12 protein-coding genes and 1 tRNA gene are annotated in these 13,617 nt (G+C 74.8%); 9 read left to right on the plus strand and 4 right to left on the minus strand.

All coding sequences use genetic code 11. The features are described from left to right. Positions 1-12 precede the first annotated feature (12 nt). Positions 13-1,935: a cation:proton antiporter gene (locus ACFFHC_RS06040; protein ID WP_070703715.1), complete on the minus strand. Its 1,923-nt coding sequence runs from the start codon at positions 1,933-1,935 to the stop codon at positions 13-15. A gap of 192 nt (positions 1,936-2,127) precedes the next feature. On the opposite strand from ACFFHC_RS06040, the gene nudC reads away from it, so the two are divergent. The 4 genes from nudC to ACFFHC_RS06060 all read left to right on the plus strand — a co-directional run bounded on the left by nudC (position 2,128) and on the right by ACFFHC_RS06060 (position 5,893). Continuing rightward, positions 2,128-2,955: an NAD(+) diphosphatase gene (gene nudC, locus ACFFHC_RS06045; RefSeq protein WP_379803808.1), complete on the plus strand. Its 828-nt coding sequence runs from the start codon at positions 2,128-2,130 to the stop codon at positions 2,953-2,955. Further along, positions 2,948-5,077, plus strand: a complete 2,130-nt coding sequence (locus ACFFHC_RS06050; protein ID WP_101849063.1) for an ATP-dependent DNA helicase UvrD2 — start codon at positions 2,948-2,950, stop codon at positions 5,075-5,077. The genes nudC and ACFFHC_RS06050 overlap by 8 nt, the downstream gene beginning before the upstream one ends. Positions 5,078-5,252: 175 nt before the next feature. After that, complete coding sequence (locus ACFFHC_RS06055) at positions 5,253-5,399, plus strand: hypothetical protein (RefSeq protein ID WP_168168508.1); 147 nt, start codon at positions 5,253-5,255, stop codon at positions 5,397-5,399. A gap of 200 nt (positions 5,400-5,599) precedes the next feature. Beyond that, positions 5,600-5,893, plus strand: coding sequence for a WhiB family transcriptional regulator (locus ACFFHC_RS06060; protein WP_101849062.1), 294 nt, complete (start codon positions 5,600-5,602; stop codon positions 5,891-5,893). 6 nt (positions 5,894-5,899) lie between these two features. On the opposite strand, the gene ACFFHC_RS06065 is transcribed toward ACFFHC_RS06060, so the two are convergent. Continuing rightward, positions 5,900-6,919: a hypothetical protein gene (locus ACFFHC_RS06065; RefSeq protein WP_070705723.1), complete on the minus strand. Its 1,020-nt coding sequence runs from the start codon at positions 6,917-6,919 to the stop codon at positions 5,900-5,902. Between the two features lie 165 nt (positions 6,920-7,084). On the opposite strand from ACFFHC_RS06065, the gene ACFFHC_RS06070 reads away from it, so the two are divergent. Further along, positions 7,085-7,927, plus strand: a complete 843-nt coding sequence (locus ACFFHC_RS06070; protein WP_101849060.1) for an enoyl-CoA hydratase/isomerase family protein — start codon at positions 7,085-7,087, stop codon at positions 7,925-7,927. Further along, a complete protein-coding gene (locus ACFFHC_RS06075) occupies positions 7,924-8,559 on the plus strand; it encodes a M48 metallopeptidase family protein (protein WP_083323680.1) in 636 nt (211 codons plus the stop codon). Before ACFFHC_RS06070 ends, ACFFHC_RS06075 begins: the two co-directional genes overlap by 4 nt. Before the next feature lie 3 nt (positions 8,560-8,562). Here ACFFHC_RS06075 and ACFFHC_RS06080 read toward each other — a convergent pair whose 3' ends face one another. Beyond that, positions 8,563-10,095, minus strand: coding sequence for a zinc-dependent metalloprotease (locus ACFFHC_RS06080; protein WP_379803817.1), 1,533 nt, complete (start codon positions 10,093-10,095; stop codon positions 8,563-8,565). 88 nt (positions 10,096-10,183) lie between these two features. On the opposite strand from ACFFHC_RS06080, the gene ACFFHC_RS06085 reads away from it, so the two are divergent. Continuing rightward, positions 10,184-11,299: a YlbL family protein gene (locus tag ACFFHC_RS06085; protein ID WP_379803820.1), complete on the plus strand. Its 1,116-nt coding sequence runs from the start codon at positions 10,184-10,186 to the stop codon at positions 11,297-11,299. A gap of 6 nt (positions 11,300-11,305) precedes the next feature. On the opposite strand, the gene ACFFHC_RS06090 is transcribed toward ACFFHC_RS06085, so the two are convergent. Continuing rightward, the gene (locus tag ACFFHC_RS06090) at positions 11,306-11,791 is read right to left on the minus strand and encodes a PPA1309 family protein (RefSeq protein ID WP_379803823.1); all 486 of its coding nucleotides are present in this window, start codon (positions 11,789-11,791) and stop codon (positions 11,306-11,308) included. A 91-nt stretch (positions 11,792-11,882) separates the two neighbouring features. Between ACFFHC_RS06090 and ACFFHC_RS06095 the strand changes: the two genes are divergently transcribed. Together ACFFHC_RS06095 and ACFFHC_RS06100 are read left to right on the plus strand one after the other, a co-directional pair. Then, positions 11,883-11,959 (plus strand) — tRNA-Met (locus ACFFHC_RS06095). A 251-nt stretch (positions 11,960-12,210) separates the two neighbouring features. Then, entirely contained in the window at positions 12,211-13,563 is a 1,353-nt protein-coding gene (locus tag ACFFHC_RS06100) for an NAD(P)/FAD-dependent oxidoreductase (protein ID WP_379803826.1), read from the plus strand. Positions 13,564-13,617 lie beyond the last annotated feature (54 nt).

Below are 13,617 nucleotides of genomic sequence, written 5' to 3' on the forward strand. Positions count from 1 at the left end.
CTCACGTCCGCCTCACACCACCGCGGGGTGCGCGCCGGTGGTGGTCGGCACCGGGCCGGTGGCCGGCGTGCCGTCAGCGCCGACCGGCACCAGGGCCACGAAGGTGTTCCCCGCCTCGCCGGACTGCCGCTTGCCGGAGGCCACCCGGGTGGTCTCCTCGGAGTGCACGAAGAGCACCACGGCCTCGGGGTGGTCGTTCCAGAAGTCGTCCGAGCCGTACTCCTCGGTGAGCTCGGTGGAGGTCACCTTGTGGTCGTTGCGGGTGCGCTGCAGCAGCTCGTCGTAGTCCATCGGCGGGGAGAACGCGATGTTGCCCACCAGGTGGCCGGCGGTGGCCTGCCGGGCGCGCTCGGTGTCCTCGTGGCGCTTGAGGGTGTACACGTGGCTGCGCCCCAGCACGTGGGAGAACTCCCCGGCGGCGATGGCGTTGGTGTCGTCGTCGCGGGTGGCGCACACCATCGAGCGGATGCCGGCCAGGTCCATGTCCTCCACCGCGTACTCGCTGATGATGCTGGCGGCCTCCGTGCGCAGGCCGGACATGCGGGCGGCCCGCAGGTCCGCGCGCTCGCGAGCCACGATCACCGACGGCACCCCCAGCTCGCGCAGGCGCTTGGCGGCCGGCACCACCCACGGCGCGGCGCCGGAGAAGAGCACCCCGCGGGGGCTCGCGGTGGCCAGTCCGAGCCGCTCGGCCAGCCGGCCCACCCCCAGGCCGTACAGGGCCACGGTGGAGACGATGACGATGAACACCAGCGGCACCAGGCGGTCCACCTCCACCGAGAGGGCGTGCAGGTCGGTGGCGCGCTCGAACAGCGCGGCGGCCAGGGCGGCGTCGCCGTCCTCGCGGGCGGCCTCGCCGAGGCTGATGGCGTGGTCGGCGGCGTGGCCGAACTCCAGCGCGAAGATCGAGGTGACGGCCGCCGCCACGATGCCGCGCGGCGCCATCGACATGAGCAGCGTCCGCTCCGCCCGGGTCACGTCGGTGCCGCGCAGGCCCACCCCGATGGCGACGACGCGGATGACCACCAGCCCGAGCACGAAGACGGCCGCCACGGGGGCCACCTCCACCAGCTGCGCGGGCTCCACCCGTCCGGCCAGCACGATGAACAGGGCGCCCACGAAGAGCACCTGCAGGTTCTCCTTGAACTCGATGATGTGCTGGATGTGCAGGTCGGTCTGGTTGGCCAGCAGGATGCCCAGCAGGGTCACCGTGAGCAGACCGGACTCGGGCTGCACGGTGTTGCTCGCCGTCATCGAGCCCAGCGCGGCGGCCAGGAAGGTGACGCCCTGCAGGTAGTCCGGGATGAGGTCCTCGCGCATCATCCACGTGAGCAGCCAGCCCACCAGCACGGTGAGCAGCACGGCCACGCCCACCGCGCGCACCAGGGTGAGCGCCGCGTCGGCCCAGGGGCCGGCCCGGCCGGTGGCGGTCACCACCTGCAGCACCAGCACGCCGAGGATGGCGCCGATGGGGTCCACCACGATGCCCTCCCAGCGCAGCAGCTGGGAGACGCGCCGGGTGGGGCGCAGGGTGCGCAGGATGGGGTTGATGACGGTGGGGCCGGTGACGGTGAGGATGGCGCCCACGAGCAGCGCGGCCCGCAGGTCGAACCCGAGCCCCCAGGCCAGCAGGGTGACGAGCACCCAGGTGATGAGCACCGTCCACGTGCACAGCCGCAGGATGGGCTTGCCGAGGTCGGGCACCTGGCGCAGGCGCAACCCGAGCGCCCCCTCGAAGAGGATGATGCCGACGGCCAGCTTCACGCCGCTGAAGAGCATGGTCTGCCCCAGCACGGTGTCGGGGGACTCCACCCGTCCCAGGGCGAAGCCGCACAGCAGCAGCACCAGCAGGGAGGGCACCTTCCAGCGCCACGCGACCCACTGGCACACGACCGCCAGGGCCACGACGAGGGCGAGGTACGGCGCCGGATCCATGCGCACACCCTAAGTGCGGCCGCATAGGCTGCGGGTGTGTCCAGCCCTCCCACACCGCCCGCGTCGTCCGCCCGGAACGAGCCCGCGTTGCAGCGGGCCGCGTGGTTGCGGGGGAGCGCGGCGGGGGAGCCGGCGTGGGGGCGTGAGGCACCCCACCGGCGTCTCTGGGTGACCCTCGAGGGGGACGTGGCGGTGACCGGCAGCCCGGCGGCGGTGCTGTGGCGCACCTCCCCGGCCGGCGAGCTGCCGGACCTGGACGCCGACGGGGTGGCCGACGGCGTCGAGGTCTTCCTGGGCCGGGGTGCCGACGGCCCGCTGGTGGCCGTGGTGGTGGCCGACGAGGACGCGGTGCAGCTGCCCGAGGGGGCCTCCTGGGCCGACCTCAAGGTGGTGGGGAGCGCGTTGGGCGAGGAGGACCGCGAGGCGGCGATGACGGCCGTCGCCCTGGCGCGTTGGCACCAGCGGCACCGCTTCTCCCCGGAGACCGGCGCGGAGACCGAGGTGGTCTCCTCCGGCTGGGTGCGCCGCGAGGAGGGCGGGCGCCTGCACTTCCCGCGCACGGACGCCGCGGTGATCATGGCCGTGGTCGACGACCGCGACCGGCTGCTGCTGGCTCGGGGCCGCCACTGGCCGGAGGGGAGGTTGTCGGTGCTCGCCGGTTTCGTGGAGCCCGGCGAGACGCTCGAGCAGGCCGTGGCGCGCGAGGTGTACGAGGAGGTGTCGGTGCAGGTGTCGGACGTGACCTACGCGGGGTCCCAGCCGTGGCCCTTCCCGGCCTCGCTCATGGTGGGCTTCACCGCCCGGGCCGGGGCGCAGCCTGACGAGGTGCCCGCCACGGCGCTGGAGCACGACGAGATCGCCGAGGCCCGCTGGGTGTCCCGGGAAGGCCTGGCCGCCGCGCTCGCCGCGCGCGAGGTGGGCCTGCCGGGGCCGTTCTCCATCGCCCGCCGCCTCATCGAGCAGTGGTACGGCGGCCCGCTGCCGGTGCGCGACGAGGTGCGGGGGTCCGTGCGTGACTGACCCCGAGCGCATCCTCGAGGGGCTCGACCCCGAGCAGCGGCAGGTGGCGGCCACCCCCGTGGGCGCGATGCGGGTGCTTGCCGGTGCGGGCACCGGCAAGACGCGCGCCATCACCCACCGCATCGCCTACGGCGTGCACGCCGGGGCCTTCCCGGCCCAGCAGGTGCTGGCGGTCACGTTCACCGCGCGTGCGGCCGGGGAGATGCGCACCCGCCTGCGCGCGCTCGGCGTGCCGGGCGTGCAGGCGCGCACCTTCCACGCCGCGGCGCTGCGCCAGCTGCAGTACTTCCACCCGCACGTGGTGGGCGGCGCGCCGCCGCAGATCATCAACTCCAAGGCGCCGCTGGTGGCCGAGGCCGCCAGCCGACTGCGTCTGGAGGTCGACCGCACCGCCGTGCGCGACCTGGCCGCCGAGGTGGAGTGGGCCAAGGTCTCGCTGCTCACCCCGGCCACCTACGCCGCCGAGGCCCGGCGCCTGGAGCGCTCGGCCGGCGGGTTGGACCCCTCGGCGATGGCGCGGCTGCTGGAGGTCTACGCCGAGGTGGCCAGCGACCGCGGGGTCATGGACTTCGAGGACGTGCTGCTCTCGATGCTGGCGATCCTGCGTGACCGCCCCGACGTGGCCCGCACGGTGCGCAGCCAGTACCGGCACTTCGTGGTGGACGAATACCAGGACGTCAACGCCGTGCAGCAGGCCCTGCTCGAGGCCTGGACCGGCGAGCGCCACGACGTGTGCGTGGTGGGCGACGCGGCGCAGACCATCTACTCCTTCACCGGTGCCACGCCCCAGCACCTGCTGGACTTCCCGACGCGCCACCCCGGGGTCACCTCGGTGCAGCTGCACCGCAACTACCGCTCCACGCCGCAGGTGCTCGGCGTGGCCAACGCGGTGATCGCCGGCGACGTGCGCTCGGCGGCCGGCCGGGTGGAGCTGCACGCGCAGCGCCCGCCGGGCCCGGAGCCGGAGCTCACCGTGCACGCCGACGACGAGGCCGAGGCCCGCTGGGTGGCCCAGCGCATCGGGGAGCTCACGGCATCGGGGGAGGTGACCCCGGGCGACGTGGCGGTGCTCTTCCGCACCAACGGCCAGTCCGAGGCGGTGGAGACCGCCCTGGCGCGCGCCGGTGTGCCCTACCTGGTGCGGGGCGGGGAGCGCTTCTTCAACCGGCAGGAGGTGCGGGCCGGCATCGTCCTGCTGCGCGGCGCGGTGCGCAGCGACGACGGCGAGCTGCCGCTGGTGCGCCTCACCGCCGACGTGCTCTCCGGGGCCGGGTGGACGCACGAGCCGCCGCAGTCCAGCGGGGCGCAGCGGGAGCGCTGGGAGTCCCTGCAGGCGCTGCTCACCGTGGCCGAGGACCTCGCGGCCGCCGCCCCCGAGGCCCGGATGGCCGACCTCGTGGCCGAGCTCGACCGGCGCGCGGCCGAGCAGCACGCCCCGGCCATGGACGGGGTCACGCTGGCCTCGCTGCACGCCGCCAAGGGGCTGGAGTGGCCCGTGGTGTTCATCATCGGGTGTTCCGAGGGGCTCATGCCGATCTCGCTGGCCCGCACGCCCCAGGCCGTCGACGAGGAGCGGCGGCTGGCCTACGTCGGCATCACCCGTGCCCGGGACCGGCTGCTGCTCTCCCGGGCCAAGGGGCGGCCCGGGGCGCGCAGCGAGCGCGAGCCCTCGCGCTTCCTCGCCGGGGCCGCGTCCGTGCTGGGCTCCGAGGCCGTGGCCACGCGCGCCCCGGCCGAGCCCGGCGGCGGGCGCTCGCGGCGCCGAGCCCGGCCCGCGGTGTGCAGGCAGTGCGGGGTCCCGCTGGAGAACGCCACCCAGGCCAAGGTGGGGCGCTGCGCCGACTGCCCGCCGGAGTACGACGTGGCCACCTTCGAGGCGCTCAAGGCCTGGCGCAAGGCGGTGGCACTGCACACCTCCAAGCCGGCGTTCACGGTGTTCACCGACGTGACGCTGGAGGGGATCGCCACCGCCGACCCGGGCGAGGTGGCCGACCTCGCGGGCGTGTCCGGCATCGGGCGGGCCAAGCTGGAGCGCTTCGGTCCGTCGGTGATGCGGGTGCTCGGCGGGGAGGACCCGCAGGCCGTGGCCGACGAGGTCTTCGGCGAGGAGGCCGCGGGCTGAGCCGGCCCTCCTGCGACCCGCAGGTCTCGAAAAGGTCACGAATCGGGCGGATCCGTTAAATCGGTTGCCCCCGCCGTGGAGGGGTTTCTAGGGTGGGGCCACACCTTCCGGGAGTCGTCTGCGGCTCCTGCCGGGTGGGTACCTGACCGCGATCGAGGAAGGAGGAGCGAGAACCATGATCAACACCCTGACCTGCACCGCAGTGGCACTCGATGCCCGCGCTGCCGCCACGGACGCCCGTGGGCGTGTTGACCTCGTGCCGGCCACCGGCCGCATGACGCGAGATCGCTCCGCCTCGACCGCGTTCCCCCTGGTGGCCTGACGCGACGTCGCGGCGCCCACTGCGCCCCGCGCCCAGGACCGGCCACCGGCCGCTCCCACCACGGCACCCGTGTCCCCCGACCGGACCCCGGTGCCCTCGCACGCAGCCCCCGGCGCGTGCCGCCCCGTCCCACACCGCCGCGCAGCCGTGCGTGGCCCCGACGGGCACCCATCCGCAGGACCCCGGAAGGACTCCCAGGCATGTTGGCCCTGGCAGATCACCACCAGACCCTCATCGACGAAGCCCGTGCCGCCGGCAGCCCCCTGCCGTGCCTCGTGAACGACCCCGACACCTGGTTCGCCGACACCCCCGCCGGCGTCGAGCACGCCAAGGCGTTGTGCCTCGACTGCCCCGTGCGCACCCTGTGCCTCGAGGGCGCCCTCGAGCGCCGCGAGCCGTGGGGCGTGTGGGGCGGCGAGCTCATCGACTCCGGTCGGGTGCTGCCGCGCAAGCGCCCCCGCGGCCGCCCGCGCAAGCACCCCGTCGCGGCGTGACCCGGCTCAGGCCGTGGCCCGTCGACCGGTGCACCAGCAGTCCGGGTGCACCGCGAACCGCTCCACCCTCGGCACCGGGGAGTGGGCCACCACGCTCACCCGTGTGGTGGCCCGCTCCGCGGTGCCGTCCGCCGTGCCCGGGCCGTCCGACGTGTCCAGCACCCACAGCGCCGTGCGGGCACCCCACCGCACCGCCCACTCCACGAGGTCCACCGGCGTCTGACCCACCGGCGCCAGGTGCTCGAGCGTCGGGCTCTCGGCCTGCGGCCCGCCCCACTCCAGTGCCAGCTGTTCGGGTGGCACCTCGTGGCGCACCACGCACTCCGCGCACGCGGCGCCGGGGACCGCCAGCGGCCCGATGCCCACCCAGCCCGGCGTCACCACCACCGGCAGGTGGGGGATGCCGGTCTCCACCAGCCGCCGCAGGTCCACCGCCGCGGTGCGCGTGGTGAGCACCGGCACCACCAGCTGTGCGGACTCCACCGCCCCGTGGTCCCCCAGGCCGTGCCACCAGCGGGGTGCCTCCACCGGGCCCAGCACCTGGCCCACGCCGCCCTCGCGCAGCCGGTCGCGCAGGCCGTGCAGCACGCGGTCCACCGCCACGTCCCCGGCCCACCCCGCCAGGTCGTCCACCACCACGGTCGCCCGGTCGCGCGCCTCCACCCGGTCCCAGCCACCCGTGCCGCCGGCGGCCTGCATCGTCTGCACGGCCGCCCGCAGCCGGTCGCGGCGGGCGCCGCACATGGCCCGGGCGCGGGGCGGGTCGCTCACGTCGAGCACGGCGTCGAGCCGCCGGAGGCGCTCCACCAGCCGTTCGCGGGCCTCCTCGTCGAGCCCGGCGGCCAGGGCGGCGGCCCGGTCGCTGCGCTCGGAGGCCGGTCCGGCCAGCGAGGTGAGATAGCGCACCTCGGCGGGGGTGAGCCCGTCCACCTCCAGGCAGCGGCCGGGTGGGCTGCCCAGCTGCACGACGCCGTCGGCGCGCACCAGGGGGCGCAGGCTGTGGGGAAGGCGAACCAGATCGACCATGGCGGCACCCTGACACCACCGCCGGGGTGCGGGTGGTCCTCCGTCCACAGGCCCGACGGGAGCGCGCGCCGGGTGGTGGACGAGATCAACCCCCCGGGTGCTCGTCCACAGCGCGTCGCCTCGCGCCCGTGGGTGCGGCCGGGTCAGGGGGTTAGCGTTCGCTCCATGAGCGAGCAGACCCCCCTGTCCCTGCCCGGTGCGCAGACCACCGAGCTGCCCGACCTCGCCCTGCACCTGCTGCCGCAGGGCACCGGCGAGGTCGCGGTCGTCGAGCTGGCGCTGCCGCAGAAGCGCAACGCCATGAGCGAGGAGATGACCGACTCGTGGGCGCGCGTGGTGCGCCAGCTGGCCGAGCACCGGGCCCTGCGGGCGGTGGTGGTCACGGGCCGCGGGTCGGCCTTCTGCGCCGGCGGCCAGCTCGACTGGATCGTCGCCGAGCCGGACGCCTCGGCCACGGACCTGCGCGAGCGCATGGCGCGCTTCTACGCCACCTGGCTGTCCCTCGGCCAGCTCGAGGTCCCCACCATCGCGGCGGTCAACGGGCACGCCATCGGGGCGGGGCTCGCGGTGGCGTTGGCCTGCGACCTGCGCGTCGTCTCCTCGCAGGCCACCCTCGCGATGCCGTTCACCCACCTGGGGCTGCACCCGGGCATGGCCTCCACCTGGCTGCTGCCGCAGGCCGTGGGGCTGCCGGTGGCACGCGACCTGCTGCTCACCGGGCGCCGCGTGAAGGGCCACGAGGCGGTGGGGCTCGGGCTCGCCTCGCGGGTGGCCGAGCCGGGGGACGTGCTCCCCGAGGCCCTGGACATGGCCCGCGCCGTGGCCTCCACGGCGCCGCAGGCCGAGCGCCTCACCACGGTGGCGCTGCGCGACGGCGGCCACCGGTCGCTGGCCGACGCCCTGCAGTGGGAGGCCCTCGCCCAGGGCGTCACGCTCACCACCGCGGACCTCGCCGAGGGGATCGCCGCGGCCGCCGAGCGACGCGCCCCGGAGTTCACCGGCCGATGACCGCCCAGGGGGAGCCGATGGGGGAGCCGCTGCCCGGCTGGGAGGGCGACGGCTGGGACGGGCCTGCGCCGGAGGACGGCGGCTGGGAGCCCGACGGGTGGGCCGATGAGGCGCCGCCGGCGGTCGAGCCGGCACCCGAGGTGGTGGTCACCCGCAGCGCTCGGCGGCGCAAGACCCTCCAGGCGCGCTGGCAGGACGGCCGGGTGCACGTGGCCGTGCCCGCCGGCATGCCGCCCCACGAGGAGGAGCGGGCGGTGGCAGAGCTGGTGGGCAGGGTGCTGCGCCGTCGGCGCAACGCCAGCTCGACCGCCTCGCTCGTACAGCGCGCGCAGCGCCTCAACCGCACCTACTTCCACGGGGTGGCCGTGCCGGTCGACGTCCGGTGGGTGGCCAACCAGCGGTCGCGCTGGGGGTCGTGCACCCCGGGGCGCGGCACCATCCGGCTCAGCGACCGCCTGCAGCCCATGCCCGACTGGGTGGTGGACGCCGTGCTGGTGCACGAGCTGGCCCACCTGCTGCACCGCGGGCACGGCCCGGACTTCCAGGCCGCCGTGCGCCGCTACCCGCGGTACGACCAGGCGATGGTCTTCCTCCAGGGCGTCAGCCACGGCTGGGCGCACCCGGAGGGCTGAGCCTCAGCGCGCCCCGGCCCCGCCGTCGCCGCCCTCGTCCTGCAGCAGCTTGGCCAGCTCGGCGTCGAAGTCGGTGCCGGTGGCCTCGCCGGGCTCGTTGGTGCCCCAGCGCTCCACGTAGCCCAGCACGTCGTCCAGGGCGGCGGCGTCCGGCGCGATGTCGGGGTGGTCCCAGACCGCGTCGCGGGCGGCCGCGCCGTGCTTGTCCTCCATGGCCGCGAACAGGTTGGCCGCGTCGCGCAGGCGCCGCGGACGCAGCTCCAGGCCCACCAGCCCGGCGAAGGTCTTCTCGGCCGGACCCTGCGTGGCGCGGCGGCGGCGCACCACCTCGGCCAGGGCGTCGGCGTGCGGCAGGGTGCCGCGGGTGGCGCGGTCGGTCACCACGTCCACCCAGCCCTCCACGAGGGCGAGCCAGGTCTCCAGGCGAGTCAACGCCGCCTTCTGCCGCTCGCTGGGCTCGGGGTGGAACAGCCCGCCGGAGAGCGCCGACTGCATCGCCTCCGGGTCGGTGGGGTCCACCGAGCCCAGCTTGGCCTCGATGCCGTCGGTGTCCAGGCGCATGTCCGCCGCGTAGGAGCGCACCGCCTCCAGCACCTGGCTGCGCACCCACGGCGCCCCGGCGTACAGGCGCTGGCGGGCGCTCTCGCGCACGGTGAGGAAGAGCATCACCTCGGCGGGGTCGATCTCCAGCCCCTCGGCGAAGGCACGCACGTTGGTCGGCAGCACCAGCACCCGTCCCTCGGGCACCAGCGGCAGCCCCACGTCGGTGCCGGAGACCACCTCCTGGCTCAGCGCCCCGGCGGCCTGGCCCAGCTGCAGCGAGAACATCGAGCTGGACATGCGCTCCATCATCGGCGCCATCTGGCCCATGACGGCCTCCATGTCCATGCCACCGGGCAGCGACATCCCCGGCGGGAGCTGCGAGCGCAGGGTCTCCGGGTCGTCACCCAGGCGGTCGGTGAGCGAGGAGGCCACGGCCGAGTTCACGCCCTCGGCCAACGGGGTGAGCGCCTCCACCCACGCCGGCATGGTGGTCTCCACCCACTCCGCGCGGCTCACCACCTGCACGGCCCCCGACGCGGCGGGGAACTCGGTGGCCGCGTCGAGCCACAGCGAGGCCACGTTGCCCACCTGCTCGGCGTCGCGCTGCGCGGCCTCGCCCACCGAGGAGTCGCCCCCCTGGGCGGCGGCCCGGCGGGCCACGTCGGTGGCCAGCTGCTGGTTCACCGGTCCGTCGCCGCCGGCGAACATCTGCTGCACCTGCGCCTGCAGGGCCCCGAACGCCGCCGGGTTGTTCGCCATCATCGCGGCCATCGGGTTGGTCGCGGCGCCGCCGGCCCCCGCCGCGCCCGCCCCGGCGCCGCCCATGCCCAGCGCGGAGAGCATCTCGTCCACCTCGGGGGAGTCCACGGCGTCGCCGAGGAACTGCCGCAGCATGTCCTTCATCGGGTCGGTGGGCTGCTCGGAGCCGCCCTCGCCGGGGGTGTGCTCGTCGTCGGCGCCCGCGTCGTCCTGGGGCAGGTTGTCCTGGCTCATCGTGACCTCCCTGTCGTGGTGAGGGGTGAACACCCGTGGCCGCCCGGACCTTCCCGGGGCGCCCACGGCCCGGTGCGATGATGTCGCAATGACCTCGGCCCGCGACACCTCCCCCGGGGAGGCGCCCCCCGCCCGCCGCCGTCACCCGCTGGCCGTGCTCGGCCTCGTGCTGTCCCTGCTGCTCGTCGTGGGCATCGTGGTGGCCAACGCCGTCACCGCCCCCTACGTCGTGTTCACCCCCGGCGGCGCCTACGACGTGCTCGCCGAGGACGGCCCCGGTGACGGCCCGATGCTGCGCGTGGACGGGCACGAGACCTTTCCCACCGACGGCGCCCTGCGCATGACCACGGTGGCCATGTACGGCGGCCCCGGCCACGAGCTGAGCTGGTGGGAGGTGGGCACCTCGTGGCTCGGGGGGCAGGACGAGATCCTGCCGCGCAGCCGCGTCTTCCCCGAGGACGTGACCGCCGACCAGGTGCAGAAGGTGAGCACCGCGCAGATGACGGGCTCCCAGTCCAGCGCCGAGACGGTGGCCCTGCGCGCTGCCGGCGTGCCGGTGACCGAGAAGGTGGTCGTGGCCCAGGTGGTCCCGGGCGCCCCGGCCGAGGGACGACTCGAGGCCGAGGACACCATCGTGTCCGTGGACGGCGCGAAGGCCACCTCCGTGCAGGTGGTGCAGCAGGCGGTGCAGCGGGCCGGTGCCGGTTCCACGGTCCGGGTCGTGGTGCAGCGCAAGGGCACCCAGCGCACCGTCACGGTCCCCACCCGGCAGATGGAGGGCCGCACGGTGGTCGGTGTGCAGCTGGCCACGCTGGCCGAGAGCCCGGTGGACGTGCACGTCGACGCGGGCTCGGTGGGTGGCCCCTCGGCCGGCATGATGCTGGCCCTGGGTATCTACGACAAGCTCACCGAGGGCCCGCTCACCGGGGGCCAGGACGTCGCCGGAACGGGCACCATCGACACCGACGGCACCGTGGGCCCCATCGACGGCATCGCGCAGAAGATGCACGGCGCCCGCGAGGCCGGGGCCACGTGGTTCCTCGCCCCGGACGACAACTGCGAGCAGGTGGTGGGCCACGTGCCCGAGGGCATGCACGACGTGGCCGTCACCGACTTCGCCGAGGCGCGCAGGGCGGTCGAGGCGATCGCGGCGGGCAGCACCGACGCCCTGCCCACCTGCGAGGAGCACCTCGCGGGGCGCTGACCCGGCTCAGTCCTCCAGGCTCGCGGCCAGCGCGCCCTCGAGGTCGTCGGCCACGTGGTGGGCGACGGCCACGGCGTCGTCGCTGTCGTGCTGCGCCAGGCGCACCAGGGTGAGGCGCTCGTCCTCGCGGGTGGCCAGCACCAGCAGGCGCACCGCCTCGGTCTCGGTGCTGCCCTCCTGCGCGGCACGGCGGCGCTCGACCGCCAGGGCGCACCCCTGCACGCCGGCCGGCCAGGCGAGGTGGCCCAGGTAGTCGTGCAGGTCGGTCCCGGCGGGCAGCTCCTGCTCCACCGCGGTGAGCATGCCCGCGTCGCTCAGGGCCGCGGCCAGGGCGGGCTCGGCCGCCGCGAGGTCGGTGGTGCGCACGAGGGCGAACACGCGGTCGGGCTGGCCCCACCCGTCGGCGGCCACGTGCTGCTCGGTCTCGGTGGCCACGGCCAGCAGGTGCTCGGGCGGCAGGTCGGTCCGGGGGGTCGTCTCGGGGTGTTCCACGCCCCCATCCTCCCGCAGCCGGTCCCGGAGTCCGCAGCAGCACACCGTTTTGCATCGGCGCTGCCGATCGTCTAGAGTATTGCTCCGCCGACGCGGGGTGGAGCAGTTCGGTAGCTCGCCGGGCTCATAACCCGGAGGTCGCAGGTTCAAATCCTGCCCCCGCTACCAACGCGTCGAGGTCCGCACGGATCGCAAGCGCCCGAAGGGCCCGGAACCAGAAGTTTCCGGGCCCTTCGTCGTACCCGATCGCCGTCACTCGTGCGTCACCCGGAGCACGAACGGGCGCGTCCGCGGGCATCCGGCGACGCATGGGGACGGGCCGCGCCGTGGGGGTGCGCGGGACTCCCGGGACAGTGGGTACCGTAGGGGCGAACCACGCTCGGTTCACCCCTGCTCGCAGCATCCCCGAGGAGATCCACGTGTCCGTTCAGTCCGCCCAGAACACCGCCGTCCCGGCGGCCTCGACCGGTCGTCGCCGCGTCGTGATCGTCGGATCCGGCTTCGGTGGCATCTCCGCCGCCCAGGCGCTGGCCGACGCGAACGTCGACATCACGCTGGTCAGCAAGACCGACACCTTCCTGTTCGTGCCCATGCTGTACCAGGTGGCCACCGGCCTCATCACCGAGAACGAGGTGGCCCCCTCCATCGGCGAGGTCCTCAAGGGCCAGGACAACGTCACCATCGTGCAGGCCGAGGTCACCGACATCGACCTCGAGGGCAAGGCCGTCATCGCCACCGCGAACGGGGCCGAGCAGCGCTTCGCCTACGACGAGGTCGTCTTCGCCGCCGGTGCGGGCCAGTCCTACTTCGGCAACGACCACTTCGCCGAGTTCGCCCCCGGCATGAAGACCGTCGAGGACGCGCTCTACCTGCGCTCCCTGATCTTCGACTCCTTCGACCGCGCCGAGAAGGCCGCCGCCGAGGGCCGCATGGACGACGCCCGCAAGGCCCTGACCTTCGTGGTCGTCGGCGCCGGCCCCACCGGCCTGGAGCTCGTCGGCCAGCTCGCCGAGATCTGCAACCGCACCCTGGCCGACCGCTACCAGCACATCGACACCCGTGAGGCCCGCCTCGTGCTCGTCGAGGGCATGGGTCAGGTCATGCCGCCGTTCTCCCAGAAGCTGGGCGCCTCCGCGCAGCGCCAGCTCGAGGACCTCGGCGTCGAGGTGCGCCTGAACTCCATGGCCACCGACATCACCGCCGAGGGCATCACCCTCTCGGTGAAGGACCAGGAGCCGGAGACCATCGAGGCCGACACCAAGATCTGGGCCGCGGGCGTGCAGTGCGCCGGCATCGGCAAGGTCGTGGCCGACAAGGCCGGTGCCGAGACCGACCGCGCCGGCCGCGTCGTGGTGCAGGACGACCTCACCCTCCCGGGCCACCCGGAGATCTTCTTCGTCGGCGACATGATCAAGTTCGACGGCGCCCCGGGCGTCGCCCAGAACGCCATGCAGTCCGGCAAGCACGCCGGTGAGACCATCGCCCGCCGCACCGTGGGCCTGGACTCCACCGAGCCGTACTCCTACTTCGACAAGGGCTCCTTCGCGGTCATCGCCCGCGGCAAGGCCGTCGGCTACCTGGGTGCGGACAAGAAGGTCGAGCTCACCCGCGTCCCCGCGTGGCTGATGTGGCTGGGCATCCACCTGGCCTACCTGCCGGGTCTGCGCAACCGTGCGCTCTCCCTCAAGGCGTGGGTCACCGACGCCCTGGGCGCCCCCTCGCCGGAGGTCAAGGAGATCACCTCCCACCCGGCGCCCACCCGCCAGGCCTGACCGGCCGCCGCACCACGGACGCTCCCCCCATCGCCCACGGGTGATGGGGGGAGC

It is taken from the genome of Kytococcus schroeteri (genome assembly GCF_042433515.1).
Lineage (GTDB): Bacteria > Actinomycetota > Actinomycetes > Actinomycetales > Dermatophilaceae > Kytococcus > Kytococcus schroeteri.

What these genes read in the sequence shown, in the direction of transcription:
- ACFFHC_RS06055 (WP_168168508.1), top strand. Translation starts at nt 5,253, where the DNA reads ATGATCAACACCCTGACCTGCACCGCAGTGGCACTCGATGCCCGCGCT.
- ACFFHC_RS06040 (WP_070703715.1), bottom strand. Translation starts at nt 1,935, where the DNA reads ATGGATCCGGCGCCGTACCTCGCCCTCGTCGTGGCCCTGGCGGTCGTG.
- ACFFHC_RS06065 (WP_070705723.1), bottom strand. Translation starts at nt 6,919, where the DNA reads ATGGTCGATCTGGTTCGCCTTCCCCACAGCCTGCGCCCCCTGGTGCGC.
- ACFFHC_RS06060 (WP_101849062.1), top strand. Translation starts at nt 5,600, where the DNA reads ATGTTGGCCCTGGCAGATCACCACCAGACCCTCATCGACGAAGCCCGT.
- ACFFHC_RS06070 (WP_101849060.1), top strand. Translation starts at nt 7,085, where the DNA reads ATGAGCGAGCAGACCCCCCTGTCCCTGCCCGGTGCGCAGACCACCGAG.
- ACFFHC_RS06075 (WP_083323680.1), top strand. Translation starts at nt 7,924, where the DNA reads ATGACCGCCCAGGGGGAGCCGATGGGGGAGCCGCTGCCCGGCTGGGAG.
- ACFFHC_RS06085 (WP_379803820.1), top strand. Translation starts at nt 10,184, where the DNA reads ATGACCTCGGCCCGCGACACCTCCCCCGGGGAGGCGCCCCCCGCCCGC.
- ACFFHC_RS06080 (WP_379803817.1), bottom strand. Translation starts at nt 10,095, where the DNA reads ATGAGCCAGGACAACCTGCCCCAGGACGACGCGGGCGCCGACGACGAG.